This is a genomic window from Bowmanella denitrificans (assembly GCF_002887595.1).
In the GTDB taxonomy this organism is placed as follows: Bacteria; Pseudomonadota; Gammaproteobacteria; order Enterobacterales; family Alteromonadaceae; genus Bowmanella; species Bowmanella denitrificans.
Genome location: NZ_PEBU01000013.1, coordinates 100,453 through 121,130 on the forward strand (window position 1 = coordinate 100,453; position 20,678 = coordinate 121,130).

Here is a 20,678-nt window from a genome sequence, read left to right on the forward strand (position 1 = left end):
GGAGAAAGGAAATTTACTCAGCGGAGAAGGTCAGATGTTCTGCTGGCAGCATTAAGCGATAACGATAGCGGCTGGTTTTCATATCCCGCTCCGTTTCAAACAAGTATTGCCGGGCCAGAGACTCCCCAAGTTGGGCAATCAGATCGTCTTTTATCTTGTTGCGGTTCTGGTCGAGTATTTTGCCGCGCAGACCATTTTCTTTCAGATCGTTAATTGCCTTGGCATGCCCGCCGTATTTTTCCATTAGTTCAATCAAAGACGTTGCGGCATGATGGTCGGGGCGCGTAACGGCAGGATTGAGTTGCCAACCATCACCTGTAAGGCGAAGCCTGGCATACCACAGGTAATAGAAAAACGGCGTCTTGCCCAAACTAATGGGCAAGCCGTGGACGGTCAGGCTGTGATTGCGCAAATCAAAATGCAGCCCATCTTCACTGCTGGCGATGGCCAGTGCAGTATCTATGCAACTTGTGGCTGTCAGAGCCAGTTGAAACCATTGAAGCTGTTGGTTATTCAGCTCAATTAAGTCCGGTCTGGCAAGCCAATCCAGGGTACTTTGCCATTCTTGTCGGCGCAGCAGTAGCTCTAAGAACTGGTTTTGTTGTGCAGAGAAATGCTCCGTGTTAACCGCAAAACGTCTGGCTCGGCGGGGTGACAAACCCATGGCCTGCAGACGCTGTTGCCAATAGCGGCCGTTTTTATTCAGAGGCCTTGGAAGACAAACAACCAAAATGGTCAACAGCAGCCCAAAGACAGACTGACTAACTACCAAGGTTGTCCAATTTGTCTGACAGTCGAGACTGAGAAGGGTGTGCTGTGTTTTTCCCGCCAGTGGCCACTGCAAATGGATCTGTGCTGCTTGTACATTCCCCTGATTATCCTGATTAAACAGCTGTACGACTTGTGCCTGACATTCTGACAGCAGCGGTAGTGGACCGGTCAGAGGTAGCCGGGCCAGGTCGGCATTGATTTGCTGGCTAATCAGATGGAACAGTCGCTCATCATTGAATCTGTTATGCAAGGCTTCTTCGAGCCTGGAAGGAAGTACTTCCTGTAATTGCTGACTAACGGACTGTGTCAGGCTGTAGCGGCTGTACCCCCACGTCAGTGCACACAGTAGCGTGGTTATACTCAGCCACACTGCAAGCCAACGACTATGGTCTGCCATCACATCCCTCAAGATGTTCCCAGTTTGTATGTGTGTCACTGAGCACGGCGGCAAACTGATTCATGGCCCTGGCGGCCTCACAGTTTATTTGCGGGTTGTTTAATTTTCGAATAAAAAGGGTGGCGGCAATGGCATGGTCGGAGATCAGAGTGCGTTGCAATGGCAAATCGATTTCACCTAATAGCCAAAGCCCACCACTTATCAAATCTACTTGCTGACGGGAAAACGCCTCGAAAAGGCTGACGCCATCATCAAAATAAACCAGTTGATTGTCGCTGACCTCAATGCCGGCTTCTTTTATTGAGGTCAGCGGCAGCAAGTAATGGGTGTGGCTGAGTTTGTCATTAAGCAAGCCTATCTTTTTGTCGGCAAATCCTGCCTGACTGATGACAGGGGCATCCCCGCGGCTGAACCAATAAACCTGATAATGATCGTATTGCAGCAAGGTGTCATAGTAGTTGGCAAATTCAGGTACCAAGCCCTGCATATTGTGCTCTCGGCTCCAGATCAGGTCGTATTCCTCATTCAGAATTTGCGCTGCATTCAGTTGTCCTCTGGGCTTCCAGGAAATAATGATACTTCTGTAGTGCTGTGCCATAACGTCAGATGCGCAGAGTTGATCGGCAATGTCCTGAGCCAACATGGATGTCACGGTAAGAATACGAAATGCTGGCTGCGCAGCCTGCGGATTGCTGGTCTGACATTGATAACGATGATAATGCCCAAGTGCTAAGGTGCTCACCTGCTGAGCGGAAAACGGTAAGGTGACGACAATCAGAAGTATCAGCATGGCTGACAGGCAAATCAGATAGGCAGGTCTGGTCAGAAGAAACAGCGATGACATGGTTAAAAAGTGGGCCTGTCAATAAAGAGCTAGGGGCTGTTTATCTTTCAAGTATAGATTTTGTTCAAATCCAGCCCTTTCTGGTCACTGCGTCGGGCTGCAGGCCTAGTGGGCCTAAGTCAAAGTCCGGCAACACCGAGCAGGAGGGGCTGGGTTGAACCCTTTGGGCAGTGCTTGTGGGCCCTTTCTACGGCGTTATTGCTCACTCATGTAGAATCACTACACCACGTTCACTCTGCCTTGTATAAAGGGCCTACAAACTGCTGCAAAATCATACTTGAAAGATAAACAGCCCCTAATATATGTCGCATTTGTGACAGCTTTATTAAAAAAGCGTGGCTGATGTTGGTCAATCATCAGACAGTTATTACCGCCAGCCTATGAATTGTCAGTATTTCTCTACTAAGCTGACTAAACCTCATGGTGTGAGGAGTTAAGCAAATGATTAAAGTGAATAATTTTTAGCTGAGCGGATCTCTGCCTGATTACCAGCAACTGTTGGTATGACAGCTGAAACTCGCTATCTAATCGGCGACCTCTAAGGTAATCAATTGATGAAAAAACTAATGCCGTTTATTGCTCTAAGTTTGCCGGTGCAAGCTGAAACCCTGTGGTCGGATTTTAGTCTCTCATACCTAAACGGCAGTCACTATCAGGTAGGGGACAGTGATCGACAAGTGGCGACCTTCGAATATGCCACGGGCACAAGCTGGGGGGGAGCATTTCTGTTTATTGACAGATTGCATTCGGATAATGGCGATAAAGAAACCTACGGGGAGTTTTCCCCAAAATTTACATTGCATGAATTTGCTGGAACTGGCTGGGTAAAGCGCCTATCTGCGGCAGCCACTATCGAAGTGGGAGAAGAATTCACCCATTACCTTTATGGGGCAGGTATTGGCTTAAAGCCCGCTGGTTTTAACTATCTGAATGTTGATCTATATCGCCGCAATAACGACAGTGGTAAAGACAACTGGCAAACCACCATCACCTGGGCAGTGCCGTTTAAACTGGCTTCCAGCCAATGGCTGTTCGATGGCTTTCTGGACTGGAGCTCGGCCATAGGCGAACAGGGAACCGCAGCCAGCATGAACTGGACGTCGCAACTTAAATGGAATCTGGCGACTTATCTGGGGCTCAAGTCGCCTTTGTACCTGGGCATGGAGTATGCGTACTGGAATAATAAATACGGTATTCAGGGCGTGCATGAGCGCAATGCCAACTTGTTGGTGAAATGGCATTTTTGAACACAGGAGCGGTGTCAACCGCTCCTGCATCAGCGCAAATATTCAGGGCATGGCCTTCATAAAACGGTCAAACTTTTCCTGCCCCTTGACTACCCATCTTGGCGCTGTTTCACCCGTACCAATTTGCTTCAGCCCGGGATGTTGCTGAAGTATTTCCGACAGAACCAATTCCTGGCTCTGATCCACATCGACAAACAATATGTGATGCCCTTTGGCCAGTAATGTCTGGAAACGTTTGAAACGACGATTCGGCACCTGAATACCTATCAGGCCACCTTCCCAGGTACAAAAGCCCAGTACCACAACGGCCAGAAACACAAAAGGCAGCCAGCCTGCAGCCGTATCTGTCCAACCCAGCCAATAGGCCATGGCGAGAATAAACACCGCGGCCAATATGCCAAACAGTGCACCGGTTTCAGTAGAATGCACCACATCTTTCTTTAATACCGGCTCAATGGCATTCAGGTGATGCTGTTCCACCTCTGCATCATGTTCACTGAGAACATGAAAGTGTGGCTTACTGAATCCCCGGCGCTGCATGTCCTCCTCGACCTTGGCCAGATCATGCAAATCATTGCTCAGATAATAATACCGTAACATGACATTTCCTCCTTTTGTGCGCCGTGGTGGTTGTGACGGAGCACAGGCGTAAAGAAGCGAAGTTGTTGTAATTATAGTCGCTTCTATACTTTACAGCTTACCGGTGCAATTAATGGGGGGCACCACCTGAATAAACTTCAGGCAACAGCACCATCTTGACGCGTCAGGTACTTCATCCGTCGCACTCATACTTACCCATATCTTTTGTGTGGGTAAAATTATGGGTTTTCCCGATAGATCCCCTCAGGGAGCCGTCAGACTGGACATTCAGGAGGACATTTGACCACTCTGCAACTCAGATTCGACGCTATTCAACAGGCCATCACCGATGCCGCAGTCGATGCCATTGTCATTATTGACGACCGGGGAATAGTGCGTTTTTTCTCGCCCTCGGCCGAGCGATTGTTCGGCTTTAACCGGGCAGAGGTGATCGGCAACAATATCAATATGCTGATGCCAGCCAAAGATGCCAAACTGCATGATGGCTATATCCAAAGTTATAAAAGCAGTGGCCGAGCCAAAGTGATTGGTATCGGCCGCGATGTGCAGGGGCGTCGCAAGGACGGCAGTACCTTCTCCATGCATTTAAGTGTTGGCGAAGCACAAACAGAGCAAGGGCGGCTGTTTGTCGGAATTTGTCATGATCTCAGCGAATATAAGGCGCTGATGGAACAACTCAGCTCAGCAGAAAGACGCTACAAAGATATCGTTCAATATCAGCGAGAGTTTATTTGCAGGCTCACCAGCAGCTTCAGACTGAGTTTTGTCAACAATGCATTTTGCCAGCAACTGGGCTATCAGGAATCCGAAGTTATCGGCGTGTCGCTGGCTGAATTTATTCATGAAGATGACAGAAGCAAAGTCGACAGATTATTGCAGACGCTGCGCCATGAACGTGGTGAAGCAAGTCTGAGTGTTGCCAGTGCGGTGTTGGACAACATGGGCGGCACACACTTTATCGAATGGACCTTCAGAACTGTGCCAGCAAGCTCGGAGTTTCATCATGAAATACAAGTTATTGGCAATAATATTACCGAGCAGGTAAAAGCCAAACAACATGCTCGTTTTTTGGCTGAGTACGACAGCCTGACCGGCTTTTTTAACAAAGACGGGTTAATGCAGGCTTTTGCCAAAAGCCATGTTCCGCAGCGCCTGTATGCGGTTTTTTTCAGTGATTGCTACCGCTTCCGGTTGATTAACGAGAAATATGGTCAGGACGTTGGGGATTTGATGCTGATGGAAGCGGCTCAGCGCATTAAATCCGTGATGCCGGCTGATTGTCTGGCATGTCGCCCTGGGGCCGATGACTTTGTGCTGGTGCTGCCATTACGTGAGCAAGCAGATGCTTTGCTGCTCGCCGAGCAACTGCTGCAAAGCTTTGTTCAGCCCTATTATCTGGCCGGTGAGAAACTGGTGCCTTCAGCAGCCATTGGCATCAGTTTTTACCCCGATGGTGCAACAGAATTACCGCTGCTGATTCGTCAGGCCGAGTCCGCTATGTTTGAAGCTAAAGCCAGCAACCAAGCGATTAGAGTATTTCATCAGGACATTCACCAGCAACTGACACAACGGCTGGAAATAGAACAGGGTATACGCCGGGCGCTGGATCAAAATCTGTTTGAAGTGGTGTTGCAAGCGAAATACAACCTGGAAGACATGCACCTGAATGGTTATGAAGCCCTGATTCGCTGGCATGATCCGGAATTGGGCACTGTACCGCCCGACGTGTTTGTCGCCATTGCGGAGCGGGTCAACCTGGGAGAAGAGTTGGATCTGTGGGTGTTGTCCAATGTGTTGCAACAGATTGCCACTTGGCGTCAGGCCGGTTACCAGGTGAAACCCATTGCCGTGAATATTACTGCGGCGCACTTTTCGCAGCCGGAACTCTTTAACCGGGTTGCTGAGATGGTCAGCCACCTGGATCTCAGCATGGACTGTATCGAACTGGAGATTACCGAAGGCGTGGCAATGGGGAATTCCCAGGTGATCCTGGACAATTTACAGGCGTTTAAAAACAAAGGAGTCAATATTGCCATTGACGATTTTGGCACCGGCTACTCGTCGCTGGCATATCTCAAAGACTTACCAGTGCAACTGCTGAAAATTGACCGCGCATTTATTCAGGACATAGAGCATCCGAAAAATTTTGGCTTAGTGAACGCCATGATTGCCATGGCCGATGCAGTAGGTATGCAGGTGCTGGCCGAGGGCATAGAAACCGAGCGGCAACGGGACATTCTGCTAAAAATGGGCTGTGACCTGGGGCAGGGTTACCTGTTTGCCAGGCCTGTCAGTTATGCCGAAATTGAAAAGGGCTGGATTTGAACAAACTCCCTATTCAAAAAGTCGACAGGCTCTAAGGGATAACAAACAGCTCAGGGTTCATCACTACCAGAATTTTGTAAGCTTCAACCCGGGCACTCAGCATGGCATTTTCCAATTCCGCCTCGGTCAGTTTCAAATTTCGCAGTATGTCTGCATTAATGAGTCTGGCGTAACTATATTGGTCTTTGAAGATGGTCATTAACGCCAGTCTTACCGCCAGATAGACAATGGCTACGTCGGTCTGTTGCAGTGACAAATCCAGATTATGCTGGTTTGCTATTGGGGTGAACAATGTCGAGGGTAGATTCCAAAGCATCAGAATCTGTCCACTGCATTCGGCGTAGGTGAAACCCAACTGTTGTTGTTGCCAATCCCAGGGCAAAATATCTGCAGCGACGTCCTGGCACTGGCTGGCTAATTCGGGAGAACGGTTTGCCACTGCCAGTTCGCCAAAGTTGTGCAGCAGTCCCAGCAAAAAGAAGCGTTCTGCATCTTTCTGACCGGTTTCCTGGGCCAATTGTTTTGCAATCAGGCCGGCAAATACGGACTGCTGCCAGAATCGTTCCAGGTCAATGGCATTATTTTCAAAATGTTTGAATGCACTGCGGGCGGTTTCTGTCATCACCAGGCTATACAGAGCTTTTCCGCCAATAACATTAACCGCACGACTGATGGTACTGATCTCCGTGCTGAGATTATAAAGCGCGCTGTTAGCCAGCTTGAGCAGTTTACTGCTTAAGGACGGGTCCAGCGACACCACTTCTGCGATATCACTGGCAGTGGAGCTGGGGTCTTCAAGAAGTTCTTTGATACGGGTGCAGGCGTCGGGCAGGGCAAAAGAATCCGTTACTGCCAGGGCGTAGTCTGTAGCTTGCATAAGAACATGTTTCCAATCAGATAGTTTGCCTGAATTCAGAATAGACGAAAGCATCAAAGTTTAAACTGTGATTGGCAGAATTTCGTCCGGTATTCATCCCACTGGCACCAAACCTTGCTTGCCAGATTGACTTGGGTGCGTATGATTTGCAGTAACACGGGTTACGAGATGTCATGCAATTGGACTGGCTGAAGCAAATTTTTACCTATCCCTCAGACAATCTGCTGCTGTATGGCACTTACGATATCTGGTTGGTGTTGCTATCTATTCTGGTGGCGGTGTTCTCTTCCACTATGGCGATGCAGATGGCTGGTCAGGCAGCGCAGGCAAGCTCGCGACGTGCTTTGGTATTGCTGGTAGGCAGTCTGGCGCTGGGCACCGGTGTGTGGTCGATGCACTTTATCGGTATGCTGGCCTTTGACCTTTGCACGCAAGTGGATTACGCCACCGATCTGACGCTATTTTCTATGCTGCCCAGTATTGGCGCGTCGTGGGTAGCATTGTCCCTTATTGGTCGGCGACAGGTCAGTATTGGACAACTTAGCCTTGGCGCTGTGCTGATGGGGGCTGGTATCGGCACGATGCATTATGTCGGTATGGCGGCCATGCAGATGGCACCAGCACTAAGATACGATCTCTGGCTGTTTGCCCTGTCTATCCTTGTCGCGGTCTTGCTGGCCTGGCTGTCTTTGTGGGTACGTTTTGGTATTAAGGCCTTAAAGGCTGGCAAGCTTTCTTCCTTAACGCTGAACCTGGCTGGGGGCACAGTGATGGGGCTGGCCATTTGTGGAATGCATTATACCGGAATGGCCGCAGCGCGTTTTGTTCCGCCAACCGATATGCAAAATACCGCGCAAACTCACCAATCCGAAGTTCTGGCACTGGGTATCGCGATTATGACAGTGCTGATAACAACCTTGGTGGTGATTGCCAACCTGTTGTTTAAGTATCGGGATATCAGTCAGGTGGCCAGACGCAATGAAACGCGTTTGCAGGCCATGATGGACACCGCTGTGGATGGTGTGGTTACCATCAGTGCCGACGGAAAATTAATGGGATTAAATCAGGCGGCAGAGCGCATCTTTGGTTGGCAGGCAACAGAAGTCCTGGGCAAAAATGTCAGCATGTTAATGCCCGAGCCTTTTCAAACTGAACACGATGATTATCTGACGCGTTATCTGCAAACCGGTGTGGCGAAGATTATCGGCACCGGTCGCGATGTACAGGCATTACACAAAAGTGGCTGGCATGTGCCGGTGCGACTGGCCATCGGCCATGCCAGATTGCCTGATGAGGATGTGTTTGTTGCCTTTGTCACTGATATAAGTCAGCGCCTCAAGATGGAAAAGGCGCTTAAAGAAAATGAGGCCAAATACCGTTCACTCATCAGCAATATTCCAGGGGCTGCATACCGATGCCAGCCCAGCACCGACTTTCCCATGCTGTTTATCAGTGAAGCCGTGGAACAGATAACCGGCTACCCGGCCAGTGACTTTATGTTGCCTGAGCCAAATCGCTATTTTGCTGAGCTGTTTCATCCAGAAGATCGCGACAGGTTGTTGGAAATGGCCGCGTATCAAAGCCATTTCTGTGTTGAATACCGTATTATCGATAAGTTTGGCAACATCCGTTGGATCCTGGATAACGGTGGTGCCGTGCGGGACGAACAAGGGGAAGTACTGTGGCTTGACGGCTTTTTGATGGATATCAGCAGCCGTAAGCAAATGGAACAGGAATTGGTGCTTGCCAAAGAGCGTGCCGAGCAGGCTGCGGCGGCACGTTCCGCCTTTCTGGCCAACATGAGCCACGAAATTCGTACTCCGATGAATGCCATTATTGGCTTTAGTGAAGTGCTGATGAATAGCAAACTGGAGCAGGACCAGCGCAAACATCTGTTGACGATTAACCAGTCGGCACGTTCGTTACTGCATTTGCTGAACGATATCCTCGATAGCGCCAAGCTTGAAAAAGGCAAACTTGAGCTGGAGTGGCGGGACTTTTCACTGACCGAATTAATGGATGAGGTGGTATCCACACTCTGGTTACAGGCGCGTAAAAAAGGACTGGAACTGGCACTGCACCTGGAACCCGGCCTTAGCGAATTTTATCGCGGGGCGCCGGATAGAATACGCCAGGTACTGACCAATCTGGTTGGCAATGCGATTAAGTTCACCGAACAGGGGATTGTCAGGGTGGAAGTGCGTCAGACGCAAGAAGACCTAATCCAATTCTGCATCGAAGATACCGGCATGGGCATAGATGCAGAGCGTCTGGAGCGTATTTTTGACCCCTTTACTCAGGCTGATGCGTCGATGAGCCGGCGATTTGGTGGCACGGGACTGGGCACGACTATCAGCAAACAACTGGTGGAGTTGATGGGCGGACGTATCTGGGCCAGCAGTGAACCAGGCCGTGGCAGCGAATTTTGCTTTCATTTGCCGCTAAAGCCTGGTCAGCCAGTACTCAGCACTGACAAAAACAGCTACCTGCAGTTACCAAAGTTAAGGATATTGGTGGCCGATGATATTCAGCAAAACCAGGATCTGCTGGCGCTGTTATTGGGCAATGCAGGCCATCAGGTTGACTTGGCTGGCAACGGATTAGAGGCCGTTGATAGGGTTAAGCAGCAAGCTTTCGATCTGGTATTGATGGATATTCAAATGCCCGAGCTTGATGGCCTGGCCGCGACAAAGGCGATTCGGGAATGGGAGCGGCTGCAGGGCAGGGACAAGTTACCTGTTATAGCCCTGACGGCCAGTGTGCTGGAAGAAGACAAGCAGGCTGCCAGGGAAGCAGGCATGCAGGGATTTGCCAGTAAACCTGTAGATATGCCGGTGTTGATACAGGAAATTGCCAGGGTGCTGGAACTGGATGTTGCGTTGCCGCAAACCGAAGTTTTAGCCCAGGTTTTACCAGCACAAGGGGTAAATCTGGATAAGGCGCTGCAACTGTGGGGCACCGAACCCGTTTACTGTAAAGAGCTGCAACGGTTCCTTGAACGTTATGAGCAAGTACCCGAATTAATGCAGCAACTTGTGCAAAAAGGCGATTACACCGCGTTGGCGGAGCGAGCTCATTCGCTTAAAGGCCTGTGTGGCAACCTCGCCTTGATACAACTGGCAGACCTGTTCAGTCAGGTGGAACGAGGTGCCCGACAGACACAGGATCTGCAGTGGCAGCCTTTGTATACTGACCTTCGTGACGGTATTGCCGGTGTGGCATCCTGGCTGGGGGAACGGCAATCCAACCCAGAGGATCAGTCAGCGTCTGTTGCCAAAGCGGATAGCCATGCCTGTATGGCACTGTTAGTGCGGCTGCAAACAGCTGCCCAAGCCAATGAGCTGGATGATGAGGCGCTGGAGCTGTTATCCGGGTATTGTGCCAATATGGCGGATCAGGATCTTGATGCCATTGTTGATGCCTTCAATGATTTTGATTTTGCTGTCGCCAACAACTTGCTGGAGCAGCTAATGGCAACCTTAAGCAAGGAGTCCAAATGAATGCGACAGATAAAGCCAGTGTTTTGCTGGTGGATGATGAACCAGCCAACCTCAAAGTGCTTAAGTTGGTATTGCAGGAACAATATCGGTTGATTTTTGCCAAATCCGGTGAAGAAGCCCTGACCATCGCCAGGCGAGAGTTTCCGGACCTTATTTTACTGGATGTGATGATGCCAGGTATGACCGGCTTTGAGGTATGCCAGCAGCTTAAATCTGACCACAGCCTGAAACGCATTCCGGTGATTTTTGTCACCGCTCTGAAAGAGGAAGTGGATGAAACCAGAGGGTTTGAACTGGGCGCGGTGGATTACATTACCAAACCTGTGACCCCCGCGGTGGTCAGGGCCAGGGTCAAAACCCATTTATCTTTGGTACAAGCTGATGAAGTAAAGCGAAGTCGTTTGCAGGTGATTCAGCGCTTGGGGCGTGCCGCTGAATATAAAGACAATGAAACAGGTACCCATGTATTGCGCATGAGTCACTATGCTAAAACCATTGCCCTGGCGTACGGCTTTAGCCAACCTCATGCTGACGAGCTGTTACATGCGGCGCCGATGCATGATATTGGCAAAATTGGCATTCCCGACAGAATCCTGCTTAAACCGGGCAAGCTGACCAAAGAAGAATACGCAGAGATGCAGAACCATCCGCAAATCGGTGCGGAAATCCTTGGTGATTGTGATTCAAGCCTGTTAAAGCTGGCACGTATTGTCGCGCTGTACCATCATGAAAAGTGGGATGGTAGTGGTTACCCTCACGGATTACAAGGTGATGCTATTCCCATTGAAGCCAGAATTGTGGCACTGGCTGATGTGTTTGACGCACTGACCAGCAAAAGGCCCTATAAGGAAGCCTGGCCGGTTGAAGAGGCGCTTGAGTATATTCGTGAGCAGCAAGGCAAGCATTTCGATCCCGCGCTGGTGCCCTTGCTTGAGCAGGAACTGGACGAAATCCTGCAGATCAAGTCCCGTTGGGTTGATAACTAACGCGTAAAGCAGCGCACCCTTGTCACCTGTCTGCACCCCTTCGCTATGCCATCAGCTACCGTCAGCTATTGGCTGATGGTAGTTAATCTATTCTCTTGCTTGTTACGCTTGTCCACTGCCCATCACATTAAGGTAAGGCCGGGTCATTCAATTAAATAGAATGATTTTGCCAAAAAAATCCCATATTCATCTCTTTCATTGACGGTTACTCTCACTCGCATCACTAGTGGTGATGATAAAAATATTTATTCATTTGATTATTGAATATTTAAAGGTCGTCACCATTATCCAGTAAACATTCATTTTAGTGATGCTATTTGCTATGAAGTATTTGGTGTTTTTATTTTTTTGCTTGACGTTAACCTTGTCATCCGCCACTCAGGCAAGGCAAGGCGCAGCACTGGACCTGCTTTTGGGAGAGGGCGATTTAACTGGCCTGCGCTTGGCATATCGGCCCTACCAGGGGCACTTAAGCAAAGTGCAGTGGTTAGGCGATGTGGAAGTGTATTTCGAATTCAGCCTGAACTTTTGGGAATACGGTGCGCAAAACCGTCATGAGACTAATTTGGCGCTGGCTTTGTCGCCCGTTATCAGCCAGCAGTTTGCGACCCTTTATGGTTATCCGCTGAAGTGGGAATTTGGTATTGGTGTATCCCTTGTGGATGACACACGTTTTGCTGGCAAAGATATCGGCTCCCATTATCAGTTTGAGGACAGATTGGGGCTGGTACTGCAAACCGACTCTCAACAATCTGTTGCATTGCGCTATATGCACTATTCCAATGGTGGGTTGAACGATCATAATCCCGGCATGGACTTTCTTAACCTGTCCTATGCGCGCTGGTTCTGAGTCTGCTCTGCTGGCGTAAACTGCCAGTCGACCAGAGTGTCAGCCTGCAGCGGACGGGCAAAATAATAGCCCTGAAACCGGCGGCAACCCATTTCTTTGAGCGTGTTAACCTGCCACTGGTGCTCAACACCTTCACAAACTACGTCCAGATTAAGGTTGTGACTGATGTCAACTATGGCATGCACCAGCTTGAGTGTGCTGGGTGTTTGTAAGTCATCGACGAAGGATTTGTCTATCTTGAGAATATCCAGCGGCAGATCCTTCAAATAAGACAAGGACGAATAACCGGTACCAAAGTCATCCAGGGCCAGTTTAAAGCCCATTGCCCGCAGTTTATGTAGCTTGTCCAATGTCTCATGTTTGTTATCCAGTAACCCTGTCTCAACCAGTTCCAATACGATCTCTGAGGGTTCTATATCGTAATACAGCACCTGCTTTTTCAGGTTCTCAACAAAGGAAGGATCAACAAACTGCAAAGGGGACACGTTGATGGCTAAGTGATGGGGATAATTTACCTTCTGTCGCCGCCAAATCTGAATTTGCCTGAATACCGCTTCAAACAACCACTGACCTAGTTGACGAATTAAGCCGGTCTCTTCTGCTACGCTGATAAACAGGTCAGGTCGGATCATGCCTTTGACTGGATGAGCCCAGCGGATCAGCGTTTCTGCACCAAGCAGTTGACCATCAGCACTGGTCTGAGGCTGAAAAAGCAGAAAAAACTGGCCTTCTTTTATGGAGTCAGCCAATTCCTTTTCTAACGACTGACGGCTATCCAGCAATGTCTGCAGAGCCGGATCAAAACGCCGTATACTGCCAGGCCCCTGTTGCTTGGCCTGCTGTTTGGCCGATTCTGCATAACGCAGCAGCTCTTCAATATTTCTGGCCTGGCATGCCAGTACAGAGCCGATACTGGCACTCAGTTTAAGTTGTCGGTTGGCCAGACGTATGGGCGTGCGGACCAGACTGGCAAGCATTTCACCATGCAACTTCAGCATCGGATCATCGGGGCTTTCGATACCCTCTTTAATCACCACAAAGCTGTTACTGGTATAACGGGCAAGCAAATCCCCTTGTTTCACGTAGGCCTTAAGCTGTTTGCTGATAGCTTGTAGCACTTTGTCACCAACGGCCTGGCCATGTAGTTTGTTGATCTCTCGAAAACCGTCAATATCAACAATCAATACTTGTAAGGTTGGGTAACCTCGCCAGACTTCCTTTGGCTGGCAGGTTAACCACTCCCACAATGTTTTGCGATTGGCCAGCCCGGTCAAACCATCAGTAAAGGCCGCTTGTTTCAGGCTCAGTTCTGCTCGTTCGCGGCGTAACTCTGCCGCCGTACGCTGGGCAAAAATCATCAGGGTTTGTTCATATTCCGGGATCGCTTCCAGCTCTCGTCTGAACAGTAAAGCGATTAAACCTAACGGCTGGCCATCTGTATCCAATATTGGTGCGCCGATATAGGATTGGAAATTTTGCTCTACTAACATGGCGTCATGGGGAAACTGTTTTTGTACATCCCGGTAGTGCGCGCAAATACGTTTGTCCTTAATGGATTGGCAGGGGGTGTTTTTAAGCGGGTAAATATACCCTTCCGATTTTTCCCCGTCTTTGTACATTGACAACGCCTGTACTACCGCATCATCGGTACTGTCGGTTTTATACAGACCGACAAAGCATAAATCTGCCTGGTAGAGCTTTTGCAATTGCATGACCTGGCTGTCATAGAAGCTGCAGCCTTGTTGTGCTTCCATGCTCTTTACCAAACCACGCAAGGCGCCGGCGACACGTTTGCTGGTTGTCAGCGCTTGTTGTAGTTGATTGCGTTGTCGGTGCAGCTGTGATGCCACATTGATGCACACCAGCAACATAAAATAATTAAAGGTAAAACCAACCAATTGTACTGAGTTGATGCGACCGGTCTGAATGGCCGCCGCCACCATCCAACTGGCAAACAGCAGAAGCACAAATATCAGAATAGATATCGCCATTACGCTCTTGCCCTGCTTCTTTAACTCCCAGCAGCGCCACAGTAACCAGATAATCATCACCAGACCCGTCAGGTGTAAGAGGATCCCGGACCAATGCAAGGGGCCGACAAAGTTTTGCAACTGCTGCCCTGCTGCACTTTGCCAGGTGATTACTGCGTTAATCTGACTGAATTTGAGGCCATATGGCTGCATAAAGTTAAGTATGGCCAAGATCAGTGACCAGATAAGCAACAGTTTGAGCCAAACATTAATACCATGCTGTTTTGTCCAGACGGCAAAACAATAGAATGCGGTGGGCATTACCGCTATATAACAGGCGGTTTGCAGTTTTAACCAATAGACTGCGGATTCAACAGGTTGTGCTTCGTGGTAATGAATGGTTGACCATTGATAGAGAGAGACAACCAGACACAGAAAGAAGAAAGACAGATAAGCCTGGTTTTGTCTTTGATACAGGCCGGATGCCAGCACCATGATTGCAACCATCAGATTCATGGCGATAGACGCAGTAAAAAAGGCAGGAGCTGACAACAGGTTTAAATGCATATTCATTTCTCTTTAGCTTTTTCCCTTGCAATACATCAATGTGTCAGCCTTGAGTATCAACCATATTGCCTATCTATCAAGCTTGCCTTGGATAGTGAATTGAATTGCCGCCTTGGTATAGAATAGTCCTTTGCTTTGCGGCCCAGAGAGTTCGCACTTTGGCGCTTGTAGTTGGATGGATGTTGCCATCCCCGAATAAGGAACCTTATGCCTGGACTAGTTCGCCTGATTCTGATTGATACCCACCTGCCAGGGGTGGTGGAACTTAAACTCGACGGCCACACCAATATATGTGGCACCAATGCATCGGGAAAAACCACTCTGCAACGCCTTATCCCGGTTTTTTACGGCGAATATCCCAGCCGCGTGGTACCCGCTACTCGTGACAGTTTCGAGCGTTGGTATCTGCCCCGTGAATCCAGTTTTATTATCTATGAGTATCGCACCGGTGAAGAAGAGCTTTGCCAATTGGTATTGACCTCCACCGGCAACGGTGTGAACTACCGCTTTATCGCCAAAGGCTTTGATCTGGACGACTACCTGTACCAGAACAAAAACGGCAAACATACCAGTCTGCCGGCGGTAGAGCAGGCCAGAACCCTGGCCCGCAATGGCTATACCGTCAGTAAGCAGCTCAACACTAAGGATTTTCGCGCTGTTCTGCAAAATGACAGGGGAGTGATGAACGCCTCCAGCAATGGTAGGGAACTGTTGGGCTATGCACGCATTTTTGCCCTGTGTGAAACTCAGCATAGCCTGCGCCATATAGAGAAACTGGCCAAGGCTGTGCATTCCCGTGAAGGCAAGATGGAGACCATCAAGGCCATGATTGCCGCGATTCTGGAAGAAGACGGGGTGCAACCACCCAGTTCCGGGTTGAGTCGCAATAAGGTAGAAGACTGGATCCGTGAATGTCATCTGATCAAAGAATTTGATGCCATCCGTCCTCAGTTCAGCCGCCTGGAGCAGGCTAACCACGAGTTGAGCCAGAGCGAAATTCGCCTGGCACAACTGCGTCAGCAATTTTCCATTGATTTAAGCCAACTGGCCGCCAGCTTAGTGCAGCACGAAGGTAAGCTGGAAGAGACGGTGCTGAGCTTGCGTAAACAGGAAAGCGACTGGGCCATTCAGCGTGACCACCTTAACCAGCAACTGTCTGAGGCTAAAGCTGAAGTACGCACGTATGAAAGTGATCTGGAGCGGGTCGAGAAGGAATACCAGGACTGGCAGGACAAAGACATTGAGACCCTGCAGAAAAACCTGAATCAGTTGGGTCAGTGGCAAAGTCAACTGGATGGTGCGCAAAATCGTTACAGCCTGCTGACCGATCAACACCAGGATGTTGAGTCCAGTTACAACAAGCAACTGGCTGCCATCAGCGAGAAACTCAGCCAGGAGCAGGAACTTTACGGCGAGAAGCAGCAGGAGCTAAAGGAAAAACTGGCCGACGCCCGCACCGATGAGCAGCGCAAACTGGCCGAATTGCGCCAGGATTATCAACAACAATTAAGCGAAGCTCAGCAAGACTACCAGCAGCGTTTGCAGGAACTAAAGGTTCAGCATGCTGAGCTGTCAGCCGCCTTGCGCAATGCAGGCTTCAATGAGTTTGAGCAAAGTCAGGTTGCGCTGCTGGAAGAAAGTATTCAGGAGGCAGCCGATCTGGAAGATGCCGGGCGCGATAAGCAGCGCCGCTTGGCTCAGGAACTCAGTAACAGTCAGAAGTCCCGTCACCAGGCAAGCGTCGAGCTGGAGCAGGCCCGTAAGCAGTTTGCCAAAGCCCAGCAGCAGGTGGATAAAATCGAAGCGCTGCTGTACCCCGGCCAGGGCAGCTTGCTGGAGTTTGTGCGCCGTGAAATGCCGGACTGGCCCAAATCCTTAGGTAAAGTGATTAATGCTGAACTGCTGACCCGTAAGGACCTGAAGCCCGAGCTGGGTGAAGTGCATGACAGCCTGTTTGGTCTGAAACTGGATGTTTCACTGCTGGATACGCCTGATTATGCTCACAGTGAACAGCAGTTACAGTCACAACTGGACAGTGCACAGCGTCTGCTGGCCGAAGCTGTTGAACAACAGAATCTGGCGGAGCAGAAACTGGCACAGGCCTCAGAGGTCGTGCGTAACCAGGAACTGAAGCAGGCTCAGGCCGACAGTGAACAGCGCACCCTGGAAGCGAACCGCAAGCGTCTGCAACAAGATAAAGACCAGTTATTGCAGGAATATCGAGCGGCCCTGGCCGAACGCAAGCAACAGAATAAAGACCGACTGAAGGACAATGAAAAGCGTCAGCAGCAGGTGCAAAGCCAGCAGCAGCAAGCGCTGGACGAAATTCGTGATCAACTGCGTGACGCAGAGACCGAACTGCAATTCCATTGGCAGCAGGTAACCGACGACTTGCGTAGCCAGATTGCGCAGGTGGAACAGCATATCCAGCATAGCCGCCAGCAGGCCACTAACGACAAGAAACAAGCGCAGTTGTGGCTGCAAAACGAGTTAGCCAAACGCGGAGTCGATGTTGACGAAATTGCTGAGCTGCGTAAGCAAATCGAGACATTAAAAACAGATATTCTTAAAACAGAAAAGAGCCGCGGGCTGGTTAAAGATTACGAGCACTGGCACGCCACGGTGTATTTGCAACACAAGGTCACCTGGCAGCAGGGCCTGGCCCGTGCCCGCAAGGTGCAGGCTGAATCGGAAAGGGAGCTTGCCAAGCAGGAGGGGGCCTATAAAGAACAGCGCAGCCAACTGAAGGAATTGCAGACCCAGGTCGAACAATTGCTGAAAACCGCCAGGGAACAGGAACTTGACGTAAAGAATATTTATTCCCAGCTGAATAAACTGAGCTTACCTAAAGCTGAGTCGGCGGTGGATAAAGGCAGTATTGTGCAGCGCTTGGGTGAAGGTCAGCAGTTACTGCAAAGTCGCGACAAACTGCTTAGCGATATTAAAGCCTATGTTGAGCATTTTGATTCTCTAATTGCCAGCCAGGCAGGTACCGGACTGGCGGAAACCTGGGAGCGTTCCAGGGAAGAATGTGCGGTAATCAATGCCCAGGGGGTACGCACAGTGGATCACCGCCGCCTGGTCAGCCATTTGGATCAGTTACTCAATGTATTGATTCCGCAGAAGCTACAGGGGCTTCGCGACCTGGGGCGTACCTTTGGTGCCGACCTTAGCCAATACTACAAAGTCCTGGAAGATATTGATAAACGCATTGTCACGCAAAGTCGACGGATTAGTCAGGAGGTTGAAGAAGAGTTATTCCTGGATGGCGTATCTGACTCTGCCGTGCGTATTCGTTCACGTATCAGTGAATTAGAATTCTGGCCAGAACTCACTCAGTTTAATCGCTTATATCAGGAATGGTTGGAAGACGGTGCGGCCGATTTGCCACCCGATGACTATGCCATGAGTATGCGTAGGGTAATGGATATTCTTGGTCGCGCGGCCTTATCTGGTGGCATTGGTAAGTTACTGGATATTGAATTGCAGTTACGTGAAGGTAAGAGCGATCTGGTGATCCGCACTGACCGGCAATTAAATGAATCCTCCAGCCACGGTATGGCCTACCTGATTTTGTGTAAGTTCCTGCTGGCCTTTACCCGTTTGTTACGCGGTAAAGCCAATGCAGTTATTCACTGGCCTATTGATGAGCTCGGTACCTTGCACCAAAGCAATGTGAAGAAAATCTTTGATGCCTGTCAGAACAACAATATTTCCGTGGTGGGCGCCTTCCCCAACCCCGAGTCAGAGGTATTGACGCTGTTTGACAATCGCTACCTTATTGATAAAGCCAGCCGCAAACTGCAAGTGGTGCAGCCCAAAGTCAGTGCGATTAGTGAGCGCTTGCGTCAACGTGCCCAGCAACAGGAGAAAAGCGCATGATCAGTGAACAAGGTCGTATTCTTGAGCGTCTGCTGTCTGGCGATTTTATTTGTGAAATCAGTGACGAAGACGGCTGGCGCTATTTAAAACAAAGTGCCAACTTTGAAGCGGTGGACCAATACCTGGCCACCTTAAACCGCAGTTTGTCGAGCGCAGCCGACGGTCAGGTATTTTTTGCCGCCTATCGCACCTTGGGAGACAGTGAGCGTAAGGTATTGTCATCGCAGTTTCAGGAAATAGCTGCGGGCTTGTTGCCCCTGGTGGAATGGTTACTGCTGGTGCAACAAAGCAGTGGCTCGGATGTGCCAGTAACTCAGGGCAGCACCATTCGTTCAAATGAATTGCAAAGCACCATCGAGGACACCCCGGCTTACAAAGAGCAGTTAGCCAAGATTGCCCGTTATCGTTTGTTTAACTCCAACAGTGTTGAGGTGGTCGGGCAGTTAAATCTGGTATTTAAACGCTTAACTGAGCTGGGCTACCTGATGAAACCCAACCCGGATAAACTGATTTATATTGCCACCGGCAAAATAGATTACCTGTATGAAGTGCTGCGCTTTATTGATGAGACCGAAGCGCTGTCGCTGGCGGAGCAGGCCGAATCTGCCATTCAGCAAGGGAGCCTGCTGTGAATCAGAATTTGCATCAGGCCGGGGTTAAACTGCTTAATGCCCTGTCGCGCAATGCCGATTTGATTATGCAGGTGTACTTAAGCGGTACCCTGCATGAAAGTGAGGCAAGTCCCGGTGTTATCGATAACCTTAAGAAACTCGGTGTGTTATGGCGGCCTGAACCTGGTGCGCCGCTGCGCCTGAAAAAGGCCATCCGTAATTTACTGGAAGGCAGTTTACATGATGAGCGCAACCGGCAGATCGACACCAATATCGGCTCGGCACTGGCCAGTCTCAAAACCCTGGCCCAGCATTATAAAGAAGCGCTGCATAATCATCGTTATGCCGAAGCCCAGGCGCATTTAAATGATCTGGCTGAACATGTTTATGCCCTGGCTGAGTCATTAGCAAACAGCGTGCGTACTTTGTTTAGCCGTATTAATAATGAATTCGGTTATGTGGCCTCTATTGATGCCAAAATTCGTGAAAACGAGCTTGCGCAAAGTCAGGTGTCTGAGCTGCTTAGCCAACTGGAAATGTTCCGCTTTGATGAGCTGTCCGAAGTGGCTGGCGGCCTGCGTGAGCTTCGCCATCTGCTGGTGGTCGCCCTGCAGCAAAGCTTCTCGCGTTGCACTCAGGAACTGAGTATGGCGCAGTCGCGTCTGTTGGAACTGCTTGGGCGCTTCCGCGAGTTTCGCGGCCGCACCCGCCTGCTTAAGGGCTTTTTGCTACATATGGAGCAGCAGCCCGATTTTGTACCGGCTAATTATGCCAATCACAGCCAGGTACCGGCGTTGTTTAATCTGGCCAAGCCATTACTGCAACCTGCGGCGGTGGATGTAAACCGGGTTGACCATGAGCAGGATCTGCTACTGCTGGTTGGGCGCATTAAGGCCCTGCATCGCACCGAAAAACCCCATGATGAGGAGCGTAATGCTCAGGCTATAGATGTGGAAAGTCAGGGCCAGGTGGAGCTGGACGATAAGGCCATTCATCAGGCGGTGGAAGCCTATTTCTGCGAAGTGATTGATACGGGCAAGCGTTTAACAGCCTTACAATATCTGACCAGCCAGGCACTGGAATTTGATCCAGAAGTATGGATTTACCAGGTAATTGGCGGCTACCAGGGCCTGGCCGAAGAAGATCGCCAATATTTCGCCCTGGAACCGGAAATCGAGGACCATCCAATATTTACCGGCAATAAAATTGTGCGCGATGTGGAACTGGGGCTGCGCTAGCTTAAGTTGGCAT

At 49.9% G+C, this 20,678-nt stretch carries 13 protein-coding genes; 8 read left to right on the plus strand and 5 right to left on the minus strand.

Going from position 1 to position 20,678, the window contains the following annotated elements; genetic code table 11:
• Positions 1–13: 13 nt before the first annotated feature.
• Both CSR04_RS20435 and CSR04_RS20440 read right to left on the minus strand, forming a co-directional pair.
• Complete coding sequence (locus CSR04_RS20435) at positions 14–1,168, minus strand: hypothetical protein (RefSeq protein WP_102798195.1); 1,155 nt, start codon at positions 1,166–1,168, stop codon at positions 14–16.
• On the minus strand, positions 1,155–2,012 hold the full coding sequence (locus CSR04_RS20440) for a hypothetical protein (RefSeq protein ID WP_102798196.1): 858 nt from the start codon (positions 2,010–2,012) through the stop codon (positions 1,155–1,157). The genes CSR04_RS20435 and CSR04_RS20440 overlap by 14 nt, the downstream gene beginning before the upstream one ends.
• A gap of 554 nt (positions 2,013–2,566) precedes the next feature.
• On the opposite strand from CSR04_RS20440, the gene CSR04_RS20450 reads away from it, so the two are divergent.
• On the plus strand, positions 2,567–3,259 hold the full coding sequence (locus CSR04_RS20450; RefSeq protein ID WP_216362609.1) for a nucleoside-binding protein: 693 nt from the start codon (positions 2,567–2,569) through the stop codon (positions 3,257–3,259).
• 42 nt (positions 3,260–3,301) lie between these two features.
• Here the strand turns inward: CSR04_RS20450 and CSR04_RS20455 are convergent, their stop codons facing one another.
• Positions 3,302–3,859, minus strand: a complete 558-nt coding sequence (locus CSR04_RS20455; protein ID WP_102798197.1) for an NAD/FAD-utilizing enzyme — start codon at positions 3,857–3,859, stop codon at positions 3,302–3,304.
• Between the two features lie 279 nt (positions 3,860–4,138).
• Between CSR04_RS20455 and CSR04_RS20460 the strand changes: the two genes are divergently transcribed.
• Positions 4,139–6,184, plus strand: a complete 2,046-nt coding sequence (locus CSR04_RS20460) for a putative bifunctional diguanylate cyclase/phosphodiesterase (protein ID WP_102798198.1) — start codon at positions 4,139–4,141, stop codon at positions 6,182–6,184.
• Positions 6,185–6,215: 31 nt separating this feature from the next.
• Here the strand turns inward: CSR04_RS20460 and CSR04_RS20465 are convergent, their stop codons facing one another.
• Positions 6,216–7,061 (minus strand): HDOD domain-containing protein, encoded by an 846-nt coding sequence (locus CSR04_RS20465; protein ID WP_172449444.1) that lies wholly within the window; start codon positions 7,059–7,061, stop codon positions 6,216–6,218.
• 173 nt (positions 7,062–7,234) lie between these two features.
• On the opposite strand from CSR04_RS20465, the gene CSR04_RS20470 reads away from it, so the two are divergent.
• The 3 genes from CSR04_RS20470 to CSR04_RS20480 all read left to right on the plus strand — a co-directional run bounded on the left by CSR04_RS20470 (position 7,235) and on the right by CSR04_RS20480 (position 12,397).
• Positions 7,235–10,561: an MHYT domain-containing protein gene (locus tag CSR04_RS20470; RefSeq protein WP_102798200.1), complete on the plus strand. Its 3,327-nt coding sequence runs from the start codon at positions 7,235–7,237 to the stop codon at positions 10,559–10,561.
• Positions 10,558–11,547 (plus strand): response regulator, encoded by a 990-nt coding sequence (locus tag CSR04_RS20475; RefSeq protein WP_102798201.1) that lies wholly within the window; start codon positions 10,558–10,560, stop codon positions 11,545–11,547. The genes CSR04_RS20470 and CSR04_RS20475 overlap by 4 nt, the downstream gene beginning before the upstream one ends.
• Before the next feature lie 322 nt (positions 11,548–11,869).
• A complete protein-coding gene (locus tag CSR04_RS20480) occupies positions 11,870–12,397 on the plus strand; it encodes an acyloxyacyl hydrolase (RefSeq protein ID WP_102798202.1) in 528 nt (175 codons plus the stop codon).
• Here CSR04_RS20480 and CSR04_RS20485 read toward each other — a convergent pair.
• Positions 12,379–14,934, minus strand: a complete 2,556-nt coding sequence (locus tag CSR04_RS20485; RefSeq protein ID WP_172449445.1) for a putative bifunctional diguanylate cyclase/phosphodiesterase — start codon at positions 14,932–14,934, stop codon at positions 12,379–12,381. The two genes, CSR04_RS20480 and CSR04_RS20485, sit on opposite strands and share 19 nt — an antisense overlap.
• 207 nt (positions 14,935–15,141) lie before the next feature.
• Here CSR04_RS20485 and CSR04_RS20490 point away from each other — a divergent pair, with 207 nt between their 5' ends.
• The 3 genes from CSR04_RS20490 to CSR04_RS20500 are packed head-to-tail and all read left to right on the plus strand — an operon-like array spanning position 15,142 to position 20,665.
• A complete protein-coding gene (locus tag CSR04_RS20490; RefSeq protein WP_102798204.1) occupies positions 15,142–18,816 on the plus strand; it encodes an ATP-binding protein in 3,675 nt (1,224 codons plus the stop codon).
• Entirely contained in the window at positions 18,813–19,448 is a 636-nt protein-coding gene (locus CSR04_RS20495; protein ID WP_102798205.1) for a condensin complex protein MksE, read from the plus strand. Before CSR04_RS20490 ends, CSR04_RS20495 begins: the two co-directional genes overlap by 4 nt.
• Positions 19,445–20,665 carry a phosphoenolpyruvate carboxylase gene (locus tag CSR04_RS20500; protein ID WP_102798206.1) on the plus strand — a complete coding sequence of 407 codons (1,221 nt, stop codon included), beginning with the start codon at positions 19,445–19,447 and terminating at the stop codon, positions 20,663–20,665. Before CSR04_RS20495 ends, CSR04_RS20500 begins: the two co-directional genes overlap by 4 nt.
• Positions 20,666–20,678 lie beyond the last annotated feature (13 nt).

What these genes read in the sequence shown, in the direction of transcription:
- CSR04_RS20435 (WP_102798195.1), bottom strand. Translation starts at nt 1,168, where the DNA reads ATGGCAGACCATAGTCGTTGGCTTGCAGTGTGGCTGAGTATAACCACG.
- CSR04_RS20440 (WP_102798196.1), bottom strand. Translation starts at nt 2,012, where the DNA reads ATGTCATCGCTGTTTCTTCTGACCAGACCTGCCTATCTGATTTGCCTG.
- CSR04_RS20450 (WP_216362609.1), top strand. Translation starts at nt 2,567, where the DNA reads ATGAAAAAACTAATGCCGTTTATTGCTCTAAGTTTGCCGGTGCAAGCT.
- CSR04_RS20455 (WP_102798197.1), bottom strand. Translation starts at nt 3,859, where the DNA reads ATGTTACGGTATTATTATCTGAGCAATGATTTGCATGATCTGGCCAAG.
- CSR04_RS20465 (WP_172449444.1), bottom strand. Translation starts at nt 7,061, where the DNA reads ATGCAAGCTACAGACTACGCCCTGGCAGTAACGGATTCTTTTGCCCTG.
- CSR04_RS20470 (WP_102798200.1), top strand. Translation starts at nt 7,235, where the DNA reads ATGCAATTGGACTGGCTGAAGCAAATTTTTACCTATCCCTCAGACAAT.
- CSR04_RS20475 (WP_102798201.1), top strand. Translation starts at nt 10,558, where the DNA reads ATGAATGCGACAGATAAAGCCAGTGTTTTGCTGGTGGATGATGAACCA.
- CSR04_RS20480 (WP_102798202.1), top strand. Translation starts at nt 11,870, where the DNA reads ATGAAGTATTTGGTGTTTTTATTTTTTTGCTTGACGTTAACCTTGTCA.
- CSR04_RS20485 (WP_172449445.1), bottom strand. Translation starts at nt 14,934, where the DNA reads ATGCATTTAAACCTGTTGTCAGCTCCTGCCTTTTTTACTGCGTCTATC.
- CSR04_RS20490 (WP_102798204.1), top strand. Translation starts at nt 15,142, where the DNA reads ATGCCTGGACTAGTTCGCCTGATTCTGATTGATACCCACCTGCCAGGG.
- CSR04_RS20495 (WP_102798205.1), top strand. Translation starts at nt 18,813, where the DNA reads ATGATCAGTGAACAAGGTCGTATTCTTGAGCGTCTGCTGTCTGGCGAT.